The following is an 18,004-nucleotide window of genomic DNA, read 5'->3' as shown; positions in this document are numbered from 1 at the left end:
CACCGCGGCGGTGCTGCTGGCGGCGTTCGCCGCGGCCGCCTACCTGGTCGCCGACAGCCGCGCTCCCGCCCAGGCACCCGCCGCCTCGGCCGTCTCCTACCACGGCGACGGACTGTCCGACGCCTACGACGGTTTCCGCGCCGAAGCGCTGACCCTGCCCACCGGCCGCGGCCCCGGCACGATCGCGCTGCGCATCACCGGCCCCGACGGGCCGGTCACCGACTTCCGGCAGGTCCACACCAAACCCATGCACATGTACGTCGTCCGCGACGACCTGTCCGGCTACCAGCACCTGCACCCGGAGTTCAGTGCCGGCGCCTGGCGATCGTCGGTGACCATCAGCGACGGAGGCGCCTACCGGGTCTACGCCGAGTTCGTGCCGCACGAGCGGGCCACCGGCGCCGATCCGACCGTGCTCGGCGTGCCATTCGTCATCGCCGGGGACACCACCATGGTCCCGGTGCCCGCCCCCGAGGCACAGGCGCGCTCCGGCGCCTACACCGTGCGCCGCCTCGACGGCGTTGCCGACCTCACCTCCGGCACCCAGACCGGCATGCAGTTCCAGGTGCTCACGTCCGGGCAGCCCGTGACGCTGGAGCCCTACCTGGGCGCGTACGCGCATCTGTCGACCTTCGAAGTGCGCACTCAAGGCCTCAAACACTTGCACCCGCTGCCCGCCAACATCACCGGCGACGCACCCGCCGACGGCGTCCTGTCCTTCCACGCCGCCTTCGCCGAACGCGGCGACAAGCGCATGTTCCTCCAGTTCCGGGCAGGCGGCACGCTCCACGAGGTCGCGTTCACCATCTTCACCACCTGACCAATCAGCCGGCGATCTGCCGCAACCCGTCCCGCAACGCAGCAATGTCGTCCGGCGCCGGGGCGTACGCATCGATCATCCGCCACAGCCACAGCGAGTCGCCGGTGGCATGCCCGCCGGTGCTGGCGCTCGCCAACAGCTTGCCGTCCGGGGAAAACGCCACCGCCCGTACGGTGCCGGCATGCCCACGCAGCGGCTCACCGACCGACTCCCCCGTGCTGGCATTCCACAACCGCACAACGCCATCGATGCCGCCGCTCGCCAGAAGACTCCCGTCCGGAGAAAACGCCACCGCCCGTACGCCGCCGGTGTGTCCGCGCAGCGGCGTCCCGATCAGTCGCTGGCGCTGAACATCCCACAACCGTACGAGGCTGTCATTGCCGGCGAGGGCCAGCCGACCGTCCGGCGAGAAGGCGATCGTCTTGACCGTACGGGTGTGTTCGCGGGGCAGCTCGCCAGCCGGCCCACCACCGACCGGATCCCACAACCGCACCGCACCATCGTCGCCGGCGCTGACCAACAGCTTCCCGTTCGGGGCGAACGCCACCGCCCGGACGGCTTGAGTGTGCTTGCGGAACGGCTCACCGACCGGTCGCCCTGTGGCCGGGTCCCACAACCGCACCAGCGCGTCATCGCCTCCGCTGGCGAGCAACCGGCCGTCCGGCGAAAACGCCACGGACAACACGAAGCTGGTGTGGCCCCGCAACGGCTGGCCGACCTGCGCCCCGCCGGCCGGATCCCACAACCGCACCGTGCCGTCGTCACTGGCGCTGGCCAGCAGGCCAGTCGGCGAGAACGCCACCTTCCACACGCTGCCGCTGTGGCCGCGTAAGGGTTCAGCGCCCAACTCGCCGACATCCGGATTCCACAGCCGCACTGTGCCGGTGCCGTTGGCGCTGGCGAGCAGGCCGAAAGGCGAGAACGCTACGGACAACACCAGGGGGTTGTTGCCAGGAAGCGGCTGACCGACCGCCCGCCGCCGATTCCAGTCCTTCGTCAGGTGCAGCAGCGCGGCGGCAACCGTCCGCGCCTCCGCCAAAGCCTGATCCGGCGGCCGACCACCCGACGCCGAGCTGTCCGCTACCGCGTCCCCCGGCGCTTGGCAGTCCAGCACTGGGCCGTCCGACACCGAGTTCTCCGGCGCCGGGCTGTTCTCTCCCGAGACGCCCGGCAGGCTGTTCTTCGCCGGGTCGGCACTGGGTCCGGATGCGTCTTTGCCGGCTTGGCGGGCCGCCTTCCAGCGTTCCCGGAACGCTTCCAGGTCACCGTCGAGCGCTTCGACGACCAGTTCCAATTGGCCCCAACGCGGCAACCTGGTGCAACGCAGCACCGCGGCGACTGTGGTGTGGCTGATCGCCTTGCCCGTGTGATCGCGGATAGTGCGGGTGCTCGGCTCACCTTGATGCAGATGCAGTTCGCGGATGGCTGTCCGCAACTGCTCCAGTGGGTCCGCCGGGCCAATCTCCGGGGCGACGACGGAAGAAGCTGCCATGTGCGCCGAGCATCACGGCTCTGTCAGCGGATGTAAAGCAACGACATGCGGATGTCATTCTCCCGGTTGCCGCCGGCAGAGTTCGGCGGCGGATGTCAGGAGTCGGAACGGGATGTCAACGCGACGGTTGGACGGCACAGGCTGGACGAGCAAGCCGCTGAGCCGAGCTACCGGAAGAGGATCCACCGCCATGACGTCACCCGCAGCCACCACCCCCGCCTCGCGCCTCGTCTGGGCCGCGATCATCACCATCGTCGCGGTCCTGGCCGGCGTCGCTACCGGACTGCTTTCGGCCGCAGGCGGCGTCCCGTTGCCCCTGGCGGTCATTGCCGGCGGTGGAGCCTTCGGCGGCACCACCGGACTCCTGCTGGCGGTCGCGCATTACATCGCGGCATAGGTCCCCAGGAGCAAGCGACCGCTTACGCACCACAACGTCCAGACGCGAGCAACCCGTTCCTGCGCTGTGGCGCGGGGAGGGCACCCGGCGATGCGAGCAGTCCGGTCAGGCACTACAGCGCGGCGTTAACGCCTGGGCGCGAGCAGACCCGTCGCGCACCACAGCACGGCGTTAACGCCTGGGCGCGAGCAGACCCGTCGCGCACCACAGCGCGGCGTCAACGCCTGGGCGCGAGCAGACTCGTCGCGCACCACAGCACGGCGTCAACGCCTGGGCGCGAGCAGACCCGTCGCGCACCACAGCACGGCGTTAACGCCTGGGCGCGAGCAGACCCGTCGCGTACCACAGCACGGCGCAAGCGCCCGAATGTGTGCAGACTCGTCGGTTGCTACGGGGCGGCGTAGGCGCCCGGTGCGAGGAGGGCGGGCGTGCAGGCGCAAGTGTCGGTGTGGGGATGGCGGCCCAGCGACAGCAGTCGTTCTGCGGCGGCGAGGACGTTGCGGTTCGGCAGGGGTTCGATCATCACCGCGCAGGAGCCGACGTCGCGGACCCGCGGGTCGTCGCGGTAGAGCGTGCCGCTCAGCAGTGCCAGCGGCACGTCGCGCAGTTGGGGGTGCTCGCGCAGGGCGAGGCACAGTTGCGCGCCGTCGAGGTTCGGCATGTCCATGTCCGTGAGCACCAGGTCGGGCAGCCCGAGCTTGGCGGCTTGCAGCGCTTCGAGGCCGTCGGTAGCCAGCAGGACGCGGTGTCCCGCTTTGCTGAAGATCAAGGTGAGCACTTCACGGATGTCGGGGTCGTCGTCTGCGATCAGGATCGTTGCCACTTGCACTCCTCGCCAGCCGTACGGCAGCCGGAACTCGGCAATAGTCAGACCAAAACGTGGAATTACTTGAAAGAACGAGCGACCGCAGATACCAGGCTAGCCCCGGCGGCGTCCGGCCGCTGTCACTTCCCGAGCAAGCGGGTTCTGGTCGTGGGGTTGACCGCGGGTGGGGGCCCTGAACTGGGAAAACGCTCCCGAATAACCACCAAATGCATGCTGTGTGGCCGGACTCTCAGGCCCGTCCGGCCGGAAGCCTTCAACGCGGAACAATCGCTGTCGACTGTTCGTAGCGTGACCACCCAATCGCGCAGCGCAGACATTCGGCCGGCAGTGCTGGGCCGGCTGCTGGCGTTGGGCGGCCGGCGGATCGAGGCGCCGCTGAGTCGGGTGCTGCGGGACCACGGCCTCACCCCGAACGCCTGGTGGCTGCTGACCGAACTGCACGACGCCGGGGCCGGCACCGTGCTGCCGCTGGGCCACTGGGCCCGCCGCGGTGGGTTGCCGGCGTCCTCGGTGACCGTGGTGGCCGACCTGCTGAGCCAACGCGAACTGCTGCACTGCCGGCGCGAACACGGCAACCGCCGAGTCGTCCTCGCGGAGATCAGCGAGGCGGGACGCGACCTGGTCGGAAAGGTCCGGGACGACCTGGACACCGCAACGGCCGACGTGCACGCCCTGTTCACCACTGAGGAACTGCACACCCTCACCACGCTGCTCACCCGAATCGCCCCGAACGACACACCCACCCAATGCCGCGTACGGCAAGGAGTTCGCTGATGAACTGGATTCTGAACCGGTTGCGGCAGGCCACCAAGCCGGGCGTGACCGCCCGGCTGGCAGCCCTGACCCTGATCGCCGCGCTCAGCATCGTGATCATGCTGGTCGCCTCCAACATCTCGACCCGCAACAACCTGGTCGAGGAGCGCGAACGGCAGACCCAGCAGCTGGTCGAGACGGCCATCGGGGTGGTGGACGGCTACATCGCGCGGGAGGCGACCGGCGAACTCACCCGTGAGCAGGCGCAGAAGCAGGCCGCAGCGGCGTTGAAGGTGTTGCGCTACGACACCAACAACTACTTCTGGATCAACGACATGAGCCCGCGCATGATCATGCATCCGGTCAAGCCCGAGCTCGACAACACCGACCTGTCCGACGACGCCGACCCGAACGGCAAGCACCTGTTCGTCGAGATGGTCAATGTGGTGAAGAAGCAGAAGTCCGGCTTCGTCGAGTACGAGTGGTCGAAGCCCGGCAGCGACAGTCCTCAGCCGAAGGTCGCGTACGTGCAGGGCGTACCCAACTGGGGTTGGGTTGTGGGTTCCGGGGTGTGGGTCGACGACATCGACAACGCCGCGTTCGCCGCGGCCCGGGGCGCCGGCATCGCGGGCGGCGTCGGCCTCGTCCTGCTGATCATCGTGGCGTGGCGCAGCGTCCGGCGGATCACCACCGCGCTCGGTGCGGTCCGCCGCACCCTGGAGCGCGTCGCCGCCGGCGACCTGACCGCCCGGGTGGATCTGGGTGGCAACGACGACCTGGCCCGGATGGCTGCCGCCGTCGACACCGCCGTCGCCAACAACCGCGAGATCATCCACCAGCTGCACGGCGCCGCCGAGACGCTGTCCGCGCACAGCACCCAGCTCGAGGCGGCCAGCGCGGAAATCACCCAGGTGACCGCAGGCACCGCCGAGCAGGCCCACTCGATGAACGAGGCTTCCGGCGAGATGACGCTGCAGGTGACCACGATGGCCAGCGGTGCGGAGGAGATGCACGCCTCCATCGCCGAGATCGCCCGCAACGCCAGCGACGCAGCCCTGATCGCCTCCGATGCGGTGACCGTCGCCCGGACCGCCAGCGACAGCATCGGCCGGCTCGGCACCTCCAGCGCCGAGATCGGCAACGTCATCGCCCTGATCGATGCCATCGCCAAGCAGACCAACCTGCTGGCGCTCAACGCCACCATCGAGGCCGCCCGGGCCGGCGAGCATGGCAAGGGCTTCGCTGTGGTCGCCACAGAGGTCAAGGACCTGGCAAACGAGACCGCGAAGGCCACCGCTCAGGTGGTGGAGCGGATCACCGTCATCCAGAACGACACCGGCTCGGCGGTGCAAGCCATCGAGCGCATCACCGGCGTCATCGAGCAGATCAACGACTACCAGACCACCATCGCCGCCGCCGTCGAGGAGCAGGCCGCCACCACCAACCTGCTCTCCGCCAGCGCCCTGACCACCACCGGCCAGGTCAGCACTATGAACGACGTCATCATCGGCGTCGCCTCCGGCGCCGCCGGCGCGGCGCACAACGCCCAGCAGGTCAACACCTCGGCAGCCCACCTGGGCAACCTGGCCGGCTCCATCCGCGGCCTCACCGAAAAGTTCACCGTCTGACGTACGCCCCCACCGACCGGTGGCGCCCACACGGGTGCCACCGGTCGCTGCTATTCGCCGGCGCCCCGCTCAGCCGGCGACCCGCCGAGCCCACCGCACCTCGCCGTCATCGTCCGCGTAGATCAGCCCGATCAGGGCATGGTGACACGGGAGGACCGCCCACAGGGGGCGGTCCTCCCGCACGCTAGTCGAGCAGTTCGGTCACCGTGCCGGCTGCGACCGTACGGCCGCCCTCGCGCACCGCGAAGCCGAGCCCCACGTTCATCGGCACCTCCTTGCCCAGGTGCACCGTCAACTCCACGGTGTCACCCGGGCTGACCATCGGCAGGTCACCGAGGTCGATCGCGCCGGACACATCCGTGGTGCGGAAGAAGAACTGGGGGCGGTAGTTCGCCACGAACGGGGTGTGCCGTCCGCCTTCCTCTTTCGTCAGGGTGTACATCCGGGCCCGGAAACTCCTGCGGCCGGTGACACTGCCGGGCAGCGCCACGACCTGACCGCGCTGCACCTGGTCACGCTTGATGCCGCGCAGCAGAATGGCCGCGTTGTCGCCCGCCTCCGCGGAGAGCAACGACTTGCCGAACGTCTCCAGACCGGTCGCCACCGCGGCGATACTCGGACCGAGACCGACCACCTCGACGGGCTCGCCGACGCGGAGCGTGCCGCGCTCCACCTTGCCGGTGACCACCGTGCCACGGCCGCTGATGGTCAGCACGTTCTCGATCGGCATCAGGAACGGCTCCCCCAGCTCCCGAGGCGGCACCGGCACATAAGTGTCGACCGCGTCGAGCAGGTCCCCGATCGCTCGCGTCCAACGCTCGTCACCTTCGAGCGCCTTCAGCGCGCTGACCCGCACCACCGGCACGTCGGCACCCGGGAAGCCGTACTCGGCGATGAGCTCACGTACCTCCCACTCCACCAGGTCGAGCAGTTCAGCGTCCTCGACGGTGTCGCTCTTGTTGAGGGCCACCACCAGGTACGGCACGCCGACCCGCTGGGCCAGCAGCACATGCTCGCGGGTCTGCGGCATGGCACCGTCCTGCGCCGACACGACGAGAATCGTCCCGTCGACCTGCGCCGCCCCGGTGATCATGTTCTTCACGTAGTCGGCGTGCCCCGGCATGTCGACGTGCGCGTAGTGCCGGCTGGCGGTCTCGTACTCGACGTGCGCGATGTTGATCGTGATGCCGCGGTCGTGCTCCTCGGGGGCCTTGTCGATCCCGTCGAACGCGACGTACCGGTTGGTTGCCGGGTCGCGGTCGGCGAGAACCTTGGTGATAGCGGCGGTCAGCGTGGTCTTGCCGTGGTCGACGTGCCCCATCGTGCCGATGTTGAGGTGCGGCTTCGTACGGATGAACGGGCTCTTGGCCATGGAACTGTCCTTACTGGATGTAAGAAACGGAAAAGGACGCCAGAACCCGGGCAGGGTCGCACCTACCCTCCCCCTGGGTTCTGCGACTACTGGGGAAGGGTCAGCTTCGGGTATCGGCGCCGGTCAGCACGCGCGCGGGAGCGTCCGGCAGGGGGAACCCCGCGGGCAGCTGCAGACCGGGCGCGAACATGGCGATCACGATAGGGCGCAACGCGGAGCGGCGCGATGCTATTTCCAGGCTTGCTGGACCGTACGGCGCTCGGCTTTGCCCGCGTACATGGCGGTGTCGGCGATGCTGATCAGCGTGTCGCGGTCGGTGGTCTGTCCCGGGCCGGCCAGGGCGATACCGGTGGTGACGCCGACCGACACGGTTCCGGTCGGGAGCGCAATCGGTGTCCGTACCGTCTCGGTGATCCGTTCGCGCAGCTCCGATGCGTCCATTCCGGCCGTGCCCCGACACAGGATCAGGAACTCGTCGCCGCCGAGGCGGCCGACCACGTCCTGGTCGCGGACTGCCGCTGTCAGCCGCGCCGCCACCGTTTTCAGCACCGCGTCGCCGGCCGGGTGGCCATGCTGGTCGTTGATCGGCTTGAAGCCGTCGAGGTCGCACAGCAAGATGGTGACGCCGTCCAGTGCACCTCGGTTCAGGTCCACCAGGGCGCTGTCGATTTCCGCGGCGACGTGCCGGCGGTTGCTCAGCCCGGTCAGCTCATCGTGGGTGGCGTGAAAGGCGAGGGTCTATTCGGCCTGGTCCCGCTGCGCCGAGAGCAGCCGGATCCGCATCAGCACCAACGGTACGATCAACAACGTGCCCACCGGCAGCAGCAGGCTGGCACCTTGCTCGCCGCGGACGATCTGCACCGCTGCCATGAGCGGGTTGGTGACCAGCGCGACCGCCAACCAACCCAGCCGCTGCCGGCCGACGACCGGCCCGGTCACCGGCGGTTGAGTCACGGCAGCGGCGTCCGGATGCATCGGCGCGGCGGCGATGGTCAACGCTCCGGCCAGCATCATCAGCGCCGACCACACCCGACCGCTGTCGGGCGCTACGGTCGACGTGACGGTGGATGCCAGGGTGAAGACCGCGGTGAGTAGCAGGTAAGCGAGGGTGCCCCGGCCCTGCCGGCCCATCATGCCGAGGCGGATCAGGCTGCCGGCGACGGCGCAGAGCACCAGCAGGTCGCTGAGCAGCAGCACCTGGCCCAGCGGCGTCGCCCCGGGCGCGAGGTGCGGGCGGATCACCCATTCCCAGAGCGGTCCCCCGCAGCAGATCCCGATCAGCGCCGAGTCGATGATCCCGCCGAGGTCGGCGCTCGCCCGGCGGCGCAGCCCGGCCGCGGTACCGGCCAGAAACAGCAGATGGGCGACAGCCTGGGCGGTGTCGTGCACCATGCCCTGCGCCCGGCCGAGAGGTGCCTCAGCGATCCAGGTCGGCCAGAACAACTGCTGCCCGGCGATCACGGCCAGGGCGATGACGGCGAGCGTCCATGGACGCCGGTCGGGCAGATTTCCGTTGGCGAGTGCGAACAGGAAGGTAAGCACCGGCAGGATCGTCGCCGCGGTGTAGATCAGCTCGCGCTGACCCGATCCGGCGAGCGCATATGCCGCGCCGGCGGCGATGAGCAACCCGAGGAATCCGGCATGCACCACCCAGGCTGGCACAGCGGCGCGCGGCCAGCGCATCGGCGCATCCTTCCGTCAGGGATCACGTCCATCATCGGCCGGCCGGTCCGGATCCTGAGCGCCGACCCCTCAGCGCAGGAAGTGTGAGCCGACGACGACCAGTCACAGGGACCACGACAGTGCCCATCAGGCTCAGCAGCACCCGCTCCGCACGCCGGCCCGGTGGTGGTTCGCCTCAACGCGCTTCGGTCTTGGCCGCTCTGCGCGTCCACCACTTGCGCCACACTCCCCCTGACGGGGCTTGGGCGATGCCGGCGTCGAACATCGTGTCCAGGAACGCTGCCGATTTGCCCCAGGCGGTGAGGTTGCTGCCGGATTCGTAGCTCAGTTCCGTCTCGTGCGCCCAGTGCTGTCCGGTGCGCATTTCGTACGCCGACGGCGCCACGGTCAGCAGGTGTTCGGCCTCCCGGCGGCGGAAGCGGCGTAGCTCGGCCGGGTGGGCCAGCACCTGTTCGTAGGTTTCCTGGCCGGCGGCGAGGGCTGCGCAGCGTACGTAAAGGAACCAGTCGTTGTGTGCTCGGGCGGCTTTCGCGTGGGCGGGAGTGTCAAGCGCGTGCAGCAGCTCGGCCAGGTGGTCCGCGAAGGCGGTGATGTTCGCGGGGTCCCGGCCGGCCAGGTCTGCTGTCAGCGCCGTGAAGTCGTCGTCGCTTTTCCGGGTGCCGACCAGTGCCCAGAACTCGTCCCGCGTCATGGCGACGATCTTGGCAGTGGTCCTGGCGGGGCAGACTCATCCGGTTGTCTGCGCTTTCCGGCCGGAGCGCTCAGTCGGGTTCCGCCGGGAACGGGCCGCAGGCGGCGGGCACGCTCGCGGACGCTGACCGTTCGGGCCAGGTGGATATCGGCCGAACAGATCTTGGCGCGGGTAGACCGGCCTGGTTACATCGCTTGGTTCATTAACTGTCGACGATAGGTCACCCATGAGCGACGCGCCCCGGGCCGGGCGGCACCGGATGCACCCCCGCCGACTGTGGAGCAACCGCAAGCGCATCCTGGGCGGCTTCGTGGTGTTGCTGTCGATCACCCCGCTGGCTTTCTTCAACACCGCCGGCGCGGCTGCTGCCCTGCCACCGCAGCCTGGCAACTTCACCGGGTACGGCTTTGACGCCTGCACCGCCCCGTCCAGCGACACCATGGCGACGTGGCTGCGGGAATCGCCGTACCGGGCGGCCGGCATCTATTTCGGTGGTGACAATCGGGGTTGTGCCCAGCCCAACCTGACCGCCGGCTGGGTCCGCGAGCAGGTTACCCGGGGTTGGCGGCTGTTCCCGCTTTACGTCGGCCCGCAGGCCAGTTGCACCAACGTGACCCGACGCCATCTGATCGACAACGCCAACGCGGCCGCGCAGGGTCGGGACGCCGCGACCGACGCCGCCAGCAAGGCCAAGGCGCTCGGCCTGTCCCCGGACAGCGTGCTGATCTACGACATGGAGGCGTACGACAACCGGAACGCCGCCTGTAAGGCCGGTGTGCTGGCGTTCATGAGCGCGTGGACCGCTCGGCTGCACGACCTCGGTTACCTGTCGGGCTACTACAGCAGCGCCGGATCCGGCATCGCGGATCAGGTCGCCGTGTACGCGAAGCCCGGCTATGTCCGGCCGGACTACCTCGATTTTGCCCGGTGGGATGGCAAGGTCACGGTGTCCGACAAGGTGATCCCGGACAACTACTGGTCGCCGGGGCGCCGGATGAAGCAGTACACCGGCGGACACGTCGAGACGTACGGCGGCGTTTCCATCAACATCGACAGCGACTACCTCGACTTCCGCGTCCTGCCGCCCGCGCAGCTGGCCGACTGGAATCGCAACGGCTGGTCCGACGTGGTGGCTAAGACCAAGAGCACCGGCAACCTGTTCGCCTACCCGGGTAACGGCACGGCGGTGACCGAGGCGTCCCGGATGAAGGTCGCCACCACCTTCGCCGACGCCGACCAGATCGTCCGGATGGACCTCAACCGCGACGGCCTGACCGACGTCATCGCCCGCCACAAGTCCGGCGCGGTCTTCTTCTACCCCGGCCTGAGCAACGGCAAGCTGGGCGCCGCCAAGAAGGTCTTCAAGGACCAGCGCAAACTCCGCGAGCTCACGGCGATCGGCGACGTCAACAAGGACGGCTATCCGGACCTGCTGGCGCAGCAGATCAGCAACGGGAACGTCTATCTGTACCCGGGCGTGAAGGGTGCCAAGTTCGGCAAGCGGACGGCGCTGGCGTACGGAAACTGGAATGACCGTAGCGAGTTCGCCGGCGTGGGTGACGTCAACCGCGACGGCCGACCCGACCTGGTGGTCAAGGAAAACAAGACCGGGAACCTGTTCCTGTATCGCGGCAAGAACGGCGGCTTCCAGTCCCGGCTGAAGGTCGGCTCCGCGAACGGCTTCCGCGACTTCACCGGTGTCGGCGATTTTGACCGCGACGGGTTCACCGACCTGATCGCGGTCAAGAGCACCAGCGGCGGCTTGTATCTGTTCCGGGGCACGGGCAAGGGTTTCCAGGCCCCGATCTGGGTGTCGGGCGGCTACAAGGGCCGCAGTCCCCTGTTCTGATCCCTGCTGGCGTGGCTCGGCACCGATGCCGAGCCGCGTCAGCTGCCGTAGCCGTGGGTGACGATGCGTTCGGCCATCGGCAGGTAGGACTGCGGGTTCGGCGGGGCGTAGGTGCCGAGGCCGTCGACGTAGCGGTTGTACATGCAGAAGGCCGCGGCGATCAGGACTGTGTCGTGGATTTCCAGGTCGGTGGCGCCCTGCGCGCGGGCGGCGTCCACAAGCTCGATCGTGACGGCTTTGCCGGAGCGCTGGACGGCGCCGGCGATGTGCAGGAGAGCACGAAGCTTCGGGCTGATCGGGGCGGTGTTCGGGTCAGCCCGCACTCGGTCCACTAGGGACATGCCGGCGTCGATCTGCGCGGCGGCGAAGGCCGAGTGGGACGAGCAGCAGAAGGTGCAGTCGTTGAGCCCCGACACGTACGCGGCGATCAGCTCGCGTTCGCCGGCGGGGATCGAGTGCGGGCCACGAAGAAGGGCCTCGGCGAGGGCGTTGAGGGGCGCGGCCGTCTCGGGCCGGTAGCGCATCGGTCCGGTGATGCCGGGAAATTCCTTCTCGTCTATTCCCAGGTCGATGTGAGCCATGCCGCACGCTAACACGGGTTTGCCGGCCGCTCGGGCTCGCTCAGATGAGGCAACAGGGCGCAATAAGAACATGCCTAGCGGGCGGCCACCGCGTGCCGACCCGGATGCTCAGTTTCCTGGCCGGTGAGCAGGTTAGCCAGGGCGGCAAGGTCGAGATTGGTGAGCATGCGGCCTTCGCCATTCTCCCGGCCCACCTCGACGATGGGGCTGGTGTGCAGCGGGCGGTCCAGGCTCAACGTCATTCCGGCAGTGTCCGACCACACCGGCAATTCGATGCCGTACAGGTGGGAGACGACGAAGCCCACCGGGCCGACGTCCGCCTGCACGAGCAGGATCTTCGCGTTCGGGTCGGGAGCGGCGTGGTGGCCGACGAGCTCGGCGAGTGACCACAGTGGTATCGCCACCTCGCGGTGCACGATCAGGCCACTGCTGCCCGCGACGGATGGCGGAAGCGGAATCATCTCGGTGGGGAACGGCAGGATCTCGTCGACCTGGATGAGCGGCGTGGCGAGTTCCACCCCGGCACGGTAGATCAGGAGCTCACGGTCGCCGTGCACGCCGTCACCGGGGCCGCCGCGGCGTTCGGCGGTGCCGTCAACGGCGGTGTTCAGGGCGGCGAGGGCGTAGAGGCTGCCGTCAGCGTGCAGGGCCTTGGTGTCGATGACGAGGTAGGGCCGTTCGGCGGGGCGGGTCAACACGCCACTGACGACCGACGGAAGTGCGGTGCCGGGCGGCAACGGCAGCAGGGTGTCGTTGCTGACCGCGACGATCTCGACGACTTCCGAAATGGCGAACACAATGAGTCCCTGGGGAAACTTGACTGCGATGCCGCGGTGGGTGGCGCTGCCGGTCTCGTCGCCGATGCCGAGCAGTTCCAGCAGGTCCACCACGGGAATCTCGGCATCGCCGACCCGGACGACACCACGGATGGCGCCCGCCGTGATCGGGGAGGCCTGCACGACGAGCTCCGGGATGACCGAGTGCAGCTGCGCGACGTCGATGCACATCCCATAGGTGCCCGTCCGCAGCAACACGATGGTGGTCTTGCCCTGGTCGCCCTCGGCGGTGGACCCGGTCGGGTCGGCGACGTCGATGCTGCGGACCAGCGGCACACCGGGCAGTTCGGCGAGTGCCGGGCCGTCGAGGATCGTCACGATGTTCCCGGCCGGTCCTTCGAAGGCGCTCGTGAACAACGCCGGACCGGCACCGGCGGCCATGATGGACTGCTGATCGACCGCCGGCACCGCGACCACGCCGGAGACCGTGCAAGCCAACAGACCCAGCAGGTGGTCGTCGACCACCACGATGATGATGATCTGCGCGTCGTCGTCGGCGGGCACGGCCAGCAGCCGACGCAGGTCGAGGACCGGGATGACCTGGTGGCGCAGGTTGACGCCGCCGACGACCGCCGCGGAGGTGGTCGGCAGGGGCTCGAACGTTCCCGGCCGGGGAATGACCTCCCGCAGGTGCGACACCGGCAGCGCGAGGTGCATCCCGGCCACGGTGAAGACACCGTACGTGGTGGACGTCGGCGCGGTGGTCGGCTCGGCGGTCGGCGTACTGATCACTCCACCTCGCTGGTCAGCGCGACGATGATCTCCTGGACCAGCTGCGACTGGGTTTGCTGGTCGGCGGTGTTGGCGGCGATCTGGCCGATCGTCGCGCCCGTGCTGCCGACGCTGGTGAGGATGCCGGCGAAGGCTTCCTCGGCCCGGCGGGACACCTGCGCGCCCTGCTGGACGCGGGTGGCCGATTCGTTGATGAGTCGGCCGATCTCGCGGGCGGCCTCGGAGGAACGCTCGGCGAGCTTGCGGACCTCCCCGGCGACGACGGAGAAACCGACGCCGTGTTCGCCGGCCCGCGCCGCTTCGATGGAGGCGTTGAAAGCCAACAGGTTGGTCTGGCTGGAAATCTCCCCGATCACCTGGACGATCGAGGCGATCTGGTCGGACGAGCGTTCCATCAGGTCGATGGCTTCGATGGAACGGCGCAGTTCGGCGGCACCGCGCTCGGCGTTCGACTGGGTCTCGGTGGCGAGGTCGTTAGCCAGCTTGGCGTTCGTCACGATGTTGTCGGTGGAGGCGGTCAGCCGGTCGATCGACTCCGTCATCGCCTCCGACTTCTGGGACAGGCGCTGCCGCAGGCGCACCTGATCGGTGATGTCGTACGCGAACTTGACCACCTTGGTCGGTCGGCCCGACAGGTCGTAGATCGGGTTGTAGGTGGCCTTCAGGTGAACCTCGCGGCCGTACTTACCGAGGCGCTCAAACTCGCCGGTGATGAGCTCGCCGTGGCTGAGTCGCAGCCAGAAGTCGCGGTACTCCGGTGAGGTGACGTATTCGGGGGTGCAGAACATGCTGTGGTGCTGGTGCAGGATCTCGCGGCGGGTGTAGCCCATCGTCTTGAGGAAGTTGTCGTTGACCGCGAGGACGTGGCCTTCGAGGTCGAACTCGATGACCGCCTGGGCCAGGTCGATCGCCTTCACCTTGCCTTCGAATTCGGCGTTGCGGCGCTTCTCCTCGGTGACGTCGAGGGCGAACTTGACCACCTTGACGGGTTCGCCGTTCACGTCGTAGATCGGGTTGTAGCTGGCCTGGATCCAGACCTCGGTGCCGTCCTTGGTGCGGCGCCTGTACTCGCCGCTGGAGTATTCGCCGCGGCGTAGCCGCTCCCAGAACGCGGCGTACTGCTCGGAGGCGGCGAAGCTCTCGTCGACGAAGATGCTGTGGTGCCGACCGCGGACCTCGTCGATGGTGTAGCCCATCAGTTCCAGGAAGTTGCGGTTGGCGTCGACGACGGTGCCGTCCAGGTTGAACTCGATGACCGCCTGGGAGCGGTCGATCGCGGTGACCTTGCCTTCGTATTCCGCGTTGCGCTCTTTCGCCTCGGTGACGTCGCTGGCGAACTTCACGACCTTGTACGGCCGCCCGTTCAGATCGAAGATCGGGTTGTAGGTGGCCTGCAACCACACCTCCTTGCCGCCCTTGCCGAACCGCTTGTACTCGCCGGCCATGAACTCCCCGCGGCCGAGGGCTTCCCAGAACGCCCGATACTCGTCGCTGACGGCCATCTTGGGGTCGACGAAGAGCCGGTGGTGTTTGCCGCGGATCTCGTCGAGATTGGTGTAGCCCATGGTGTGCAGGAACGCCGGGTTCGCGTTCAGGATGGTGCCGTCCAGGTTGAACTCGATGACCGCCTGGGAGCGGTCGATCGCGTTCACCTTGCCCTCGTACTCCGCGTTGCGCTGCTTCGCCTCGGTGACGTCGCTGGCGAACTTCACCACCTTGTACGGCCGCCCGTTCAGATCGAAGATCGGGTTGTAGGTGGCCTGCAACCACACCTCCTTGCCGCCCTTGCCGAACCGCTTGTACTCGCCGGAGGTGAACTTGCCGGCGGCCAGTCGCTGCCAGAAGACCCGGTACGCGTCGCTGCGGGCTTCTTCCTCCTCGACGAACATGCGGTGGTGTTTGCCGATGACCTCGTCCGCGGTGTAGCCGAGGGTGGTCAGAAAGTTGTCGTTGGCGTCGAGGATGGTGCCGTTGAGGTCGAACTCGATGACGGCCTGCGCCTTGCTGATCGCGTCGACCTTGCCCTGGAACTCGGCGTTGCGCTGCTTGGCCTCGGTCACGTCGAGCGCGTACTTGACGATCTTGATGGGCCGGCCTTCGAGGTCGAAGATCGGGTTGTAGGTGGCCCGCAGCCAGATCTCCCGACCGCCCCGGCCGAACCGCTTGAACTCGCCGCTGACGAACTCGCCCTGCGCGAGGCGCTCCCAGAAGGTCAGGTACTCCGGGCTTTCGGCGTACGACTCGTCGACGAACATTCGGTGGTGCTGGTCGACGATGTCGCTGAGCGCGTACCCGGTGAGGTTCAGGAAGTTGGCGTTGGCCGAGATGATGGTGCCGTCGAGGTTGAACTCGATGACCGCCTGGGCCCGGTCGATGGCGGCCGCTTTGCCGCGCAGCTCGGCCAGCTGCCGGCGGTCCTCGGTGATGTCGTACGCGGTGACCAGGATCGCCTCGGGAGCGCGCTCGAGGCTGCCGATCGGCCCGACGTTGAAGCGCAGCCAGCGCTGGCGGCCGCCGGAGTCCACGATCGGGTTGACCTGTTCGATGGTCCGGCCGCTGCGGGCCTCGTCCAGCAGGTTGTCCACCACCTGCGACGGGAGCCGCCACAGCGTTTCCAGCCGTTGCCCGATGATTTCCCGCAGGGGTCGGTCCGTCGTGTCGAACACGCGTTCGTTCACCATGCTGATCACGCCGTTCTTGGCGTTCAGCACGACCGCGAGCCGTTCCGAGATCAGCAGGCGATGAGATGCATGCTGGATGATGGCCGACGCATCCGCGTCCAGGACAGAAGGCTGCTGAGCCACGCGCCACTCCTCGCTCGCAAACAAGCTCCAATTCCCTGTTCGGCCGGTGCCGGGGAACCCTGAGCCGCAAAAAGCACACCATGCGAACGAGCGCCGCAAGCGTACATAGAAGACCTTCTTTGTCAGGACATCTTGTTGTAACGTCTTGAGCGATTCGATCCGTGCGCACCCCCTGCAGGAGGCGCCATGCAGCTCCCTTCCCGCCGCCGATCGCTCACCGCGGCCACGACCCTCCTTCTCACCGCGGCCCTGCTGCCCGTCGCCTCGGCGGCGCAGGCCACCACCGGACTCCCCCGCATCGACGCCGAGCTCGAGACCCCGGCGCTGTTCGACGACGAGGCCGGCAGCTACGCCAACGCCGACGACCCGGCCATCTGGCTGCACCCCGGCAAAGCCAGCCGCAGCGTCGTCGTGGCAACAGCCAAGGAAGGCGGCCTGCGGGCCTACTCCCTGGCCGGCAAGCAACTGCAGACCATCGCAGCGCCGGTCGCCCCCGGACCGGACGACGAGGCCGGAAGATTCAACAACGTCGACCTTGCGTACGGCGTACGCCTGGGCGGAGTCTCTGCCGATCTGGCCGTGGTCTCGGACCGGGGACGCGACACACTACGGGCCTACCGGATCGACCCCGCCGCCGCAACGGCGGGACGCGCACCGCTGACCGATGTCACCGACCCGGCCGCGCCCTTCGTGTTCTCCAGCAGCCCCGACGAAGTCAACGAGCAGTCCACCGCCTACGGGCTGGCGACCTGGCGCGACCCGGCTTCGGGTCAGCACTACGCGCTGGTCAGCCGCCGCCACACCACCGAGGTCGCTCTGGTCCGGCTCGTCGCCACCCCGACGGGCACGATCACCTACACCGTCGTCCGCACCCTGACCCTGCCGTCCAGCTTCTCGCTGCCGGACGGCTCCACCTGGACGCCGTGCGCGGACCCCGGCGAGCTGCCCCAGGTCGAAGGCATGGTCGTCGACGCGCAAACCGGTGTGCTCTACGCCGGGCAGGAGGACGTGGGGATCTGGCGGATGCCCGCGACCTTGACGGGTACGCCCGTCCTGATGGACAAGGTCCGCGAGTTCGGGGTCCCGGCCACCTACGATCCCGAAACTGAGGAGTGCGCGGTCTCCGGCCCTGATCCCGGCGCGGGCGGCAGGCACATCTCGGCCGACGTCGAGGGCCTGACCATCTACTACCGCCGCGACGGCCGGGGCTACCTGCTCGCCTCCAGCCAGGGCGACAACACGTTCGTGGTGTACCAGCGCGCGGGCGCCAACGCGTACGTGACGAACTTCCGGATCGGCCCCGACTCCGACGGCCCGGACGGCTCCGAGGAATGCGACGGCGCGATGGTGTTGAACGTGCCGCTCGGCGAGTTCGATGAAGGTCTACTCGTCGTCCAGGACGGCTTCAACACCCCGGACGTCGACGACTCCGAGGGCGAGGCGCGGACCAATACCAACTTCAAGTTCGTGGAGTGGGACGACGTCGCCGAGGAGGCCGGACTGGCCGTGGACACCAGCGGCTGGAGTCCACGGCGGTAAT

The 18,004-nt window shown here is 68.3% G+C and carries 14 protein-coding genes and 1 pseudogene; 6 read left to right on the top strand and 9 right to left on the bottom strand.

The window, feature by feature from the left end:
* The first annotated feature begins 10 nt into the window (after positions 1–10).
* Positions 11–820 (top strand): hypothetical protein, encoded by an 810-nt coding sequence (locus ACIA1L_RS26525; RefSeq protein ID WP_396075655.1) that lies wholly within the window; start codon positions 11–13, stop codon positions 818–820.
* A 4-nt stretch (positions 821–824) separates the two neighbouring features.
* Here ACIA1L_RS26525 and ACIA1L_RS26520 read toward each other — a convergent pair whose 3' ends face one another.
* Positions 825–2,312 (bottom strand): WD40 repeat domain-containing protein, encoded by a 1,488-nt coding sequence (locus ACIA1L_RS26520; RefSeq protein ID WP_396075654.1) that lies wholly within the window; start codon positions 2,310–2,312, stop codon positions 825–827.
* A gap of 190 nt (positions 2,313–2,502) precedes the next feature.
* On the opposite strand from ACIA1L_RS26520, the gene ACIA1L_RS26515 reads away from it, so the two are divergent.
* On the top strand, positions 2,503–2,709 hold the full coding sequence (locus tag ACIA1L_RS26515) for a hypothetical protein (RefSeq protein ID WP_396075652.1): 207 nt from the start codon (positions 2,503–2,505) through the stop codon (positions 2,707–2,709).
* Between the two features lie 388 nt (positions 2,710–3,097).
* On the opposite strand, the gene ACIA1L_RS26510 is transcribed toward ACIA1L_RS26515, so the two are convergent.
* On the bottom strand, positions 3,098–3,532 hold the full coding sequence (locus ACIA1L_RS26510; RefSeq protein WP_396075651.1) for a PleD family two-component system response regulator: 435 nt from the start codon (positions 3,530–3,532) through the stop codon (positions 3,098–3,100).
* Between the two features lie 291 nt (positions 3,533–3,823).
* On the opposite strand from ACIA1L_RS26510, the gene ACIA1L_RS26505 reads away from it, so the two are divergent.
* Both ACIA1L_RS26505 and ACIA1L_RS26500 read left to right on the top strand, forming a co-directional pair.
* The gene (locus ACIA1L_RS26505; RefSeq protein WP_396075650.1) at positions 3,824–4,309 is read left to right on the top strand and encodes a MarR family winged helix-turn-helix transcriptional regulator; all 486 of its coding nucleotides are present in this window, start codon (positions 3,824–3,826) and stop codon (positions 4,307–4,309) included.
* On the top strand, positions 4,309–5,916 hold the full coding sequence (locus ACIA1L_RS26500) for a methyl-accepting chemotaxis protein (protein ID WP_396075648.1): 1,608 nt from the start codon (positions 4,309–4,311) through the stop codon (positions 5,914–5,916). The genes ACIA1L_RS26505 and ACIA1L_RS26500 overlap by 1 nt, the downstream gene beginning before the upstream one ends.
* A 184-nt stretch (positions 5,917–6,100) precedes the next feature.
* Here ACIA1L_RS26500 and tuf read toward each other — a convergent pair whose 3' ends face one another.
* From tuf to ACIA1L_RS26480, 4 genes and pseudogenes are all read right to left on the bottom strand, one after another.
* A complete protein-coding gene (tuf, locus tag ACIA1L_RS26495) occupies positions 6,101–7,288 on the bottom strand; it encodes an elongation factor Tu (RefSeq protein WP_396075647.1) in 1,188 nt (395 codons plus the stop codon).
* Between the two features lie 228 nt (positions 7,289–7,516).
* A pseudogene (locus ACIA1L_RS26490) lies at positions 7,517–8,008 on the bottom strand (GGDEF domain-containing protein); the annotation flags it as partial.
* An 18-nt stretch (positions 8,009–8,026) separates the two neighbouring features.
* Complete coding sequence (locus ACIA1L_RS26485; protein ID WP_396075645.1) at positions 8,027–8,971, bottom strand: hypothetical protein; 945 nt, start codon at positions 8,969–8,971, stop codon at positions 8,027–8,029.
* A 175-nt stretch (positions 8,972–9,146) separates the two neighbouring features.
* On the bottom strand, positions 9,147–9,662 hold the full coding sequence (locus tag ACIA1L_RS26480) for a DUF4240 domain-containing protein (RefSeq protein WP_396075643.1): 516 nt from the start codon (positions 9,660–9,662) through the stop codon (positions 9,147–9,149).
* Positions 9,663–9,888: 226 nt separating this feature from the next.
* Between ACIA1L_RS26480 and ACIA1L_RS26475 the strand changes: the two genes are divergently transcribed.
* Positions 9,889–11,511, top strand: coding sequence for a glycoside hydrolase domain-containing protein (locus tag ACIA1L_RS26475; RefSeq protein ID WP_396075641.1), 1,623 nt, complete (start codon positions 9,889–9,891; stop codon positions 11,509–11,511).
* Between the two features lie 38 nt (positions 11,512–11,549).
* On the opposite strand, the gene ACIA1L_RS26470 is transcribed toward ACIA1L_RS26475, so the two are convergent.
* The 3 genes from ACIA1L_RS26470 to ACIA1L_RS26460 form a co-directional block, all read right to left on the bottom strand.
* The gene (locus tag ACIA1L_RS26470) at positions 11,550–12,092 is read right to left on the bottom strand and encodes a carboxymuconolactone decarboxylase family protein (protein ID WP_396075639.1); all 543 of its coding nucleotides are present in this window, start codon (positions 12,090–12,092) and stop codon (positions 11,550–11,552) included.
* Between the two features lie 74 nt (positions 12,093–12,166).
* On the bottom strand, positions 12,167–13,660 hold the full coding sequence (locus ACIA1L_RS26465) for a chemotaxis protein CheW (protein WP_396075637.1): 1,494 nt from the start codon (positions 13,658–13,660) through the stop codon (positions 12,167–12,169).
* Positions 13,657–16,464, bottom strand: coding sequence for a PAS domain S-box protein (locus ACIA1L_RS26460; RefSeq protein ID WP_396075634.1), 2,808 nt, complete (start codon positions 16,462–16,464; stop codon positions 13,657–13,659). The genes ACIA1L_RS26465 and ACIA1L_RS26460 overlap by 4 nt, the downstream gene beginning before the upstream one ends.
* A gap of 186 nt (positions 16,465–16,650) precedes the next feature.
* Between ACIA1L_RS26460 and ACIA1L_RS26455 the strand changes: the two genes are divergently transcribed.
* Positions 16,651–18,003, top strand: coding sequence for a phytase (locus tag ACIA1L_RS26455; RefSeq protein ID WP_396075632.1), 1,353 nt, complete (start codon positions 16,651–16,653; stop codon positions 18,001–18,003).
* The last annotated feature ends 1 nt before the right edge of the window (position 18,004 follow it).

Origin of the sequence: Actinoplanes sp. NPDC051859, assembly GCF_044452725.1 — a bacterium.
Taxonomy (GTDB): domain Bacteria; phylum Actinomycetota; class Actinomycetes; order Mycobacteriales; family Micromonosporaceae; genus Actinoplanes.
Note: the sequence above shows the minus strand (reverse complement) of the source record. Positions and strands in the feature narration are given on the sequence as shown.

Excerpts from the sequence above, each read along its gene's own strand:
- ACIA1L_RS26520 (WP_396075654.1), bottom strand. The coding sequence starts at position 2,312 with ATGGCAGCTTCTTCCGTCGTCGCCCCGGAGATTGGCCCGGCGGACCCA.
- ACIA1L_RS26515 (WP_396075652.1), top strand. The coding sequence starts at position 2,503 with ATGACGTCACCCGCAGCCACCACCCCCGCCTCGCGCCTCGTCTGGGCC.
- ACIA1L_RS26500 (WP_396075648.1), top strand. The coding sequence starts at position 4,309 with ATGAACTGGATTCTGAACCGGTTGCGGCAGGCCACCAAGCCGGGCGTG.
- tuf (WP_396075647.1), bottom strand. The coding sequence starts at position 7,288 with ATGGCCAAGAGCCCGTTCATCCGTACGAAGCCGCACCTCAACATCGGC.
- ACIA1L_RS26485 (WP_396075645.1), bottom strand. The coding sequence starts at position 8,971 with ATGCGCTGGCCGCGCGCCGCTGTGCCAGCCTGGGTGGTGCATGCCGGA.
- ACIA1L_RS26480 (WP_396075643.1), bottom strand. The coding sequence starts at position 9,662 with ATGACGCGGGACGAGTTCTGGGCACTGGTCGGCACCCGGAAAAGCGAC.
- ACIA1L_RS26475 (WP_396075641.1), top strand. The coding sequence starts at position 9,889 with ATGAGCGACGCGCCCCGGGCCGGGCGGCACCGGATGCACCCCCGCCGA.
- ACIA1L_RS26470 (WP_396075639.1), bottom strand. The coding sequence starts at position 12,092 with ATGGCTCACATCGACCTGGGAATAGACGAGAAGGAATTTCCCGGCATC.
- ACIA1L_RS26455 (WP_396075632.1), top strand. The coding sequence starts at position 16,651 with ATGCAGCTCCCTTCCCGCCGCCGATCGCTCACCGCGGCCACGACCCTC.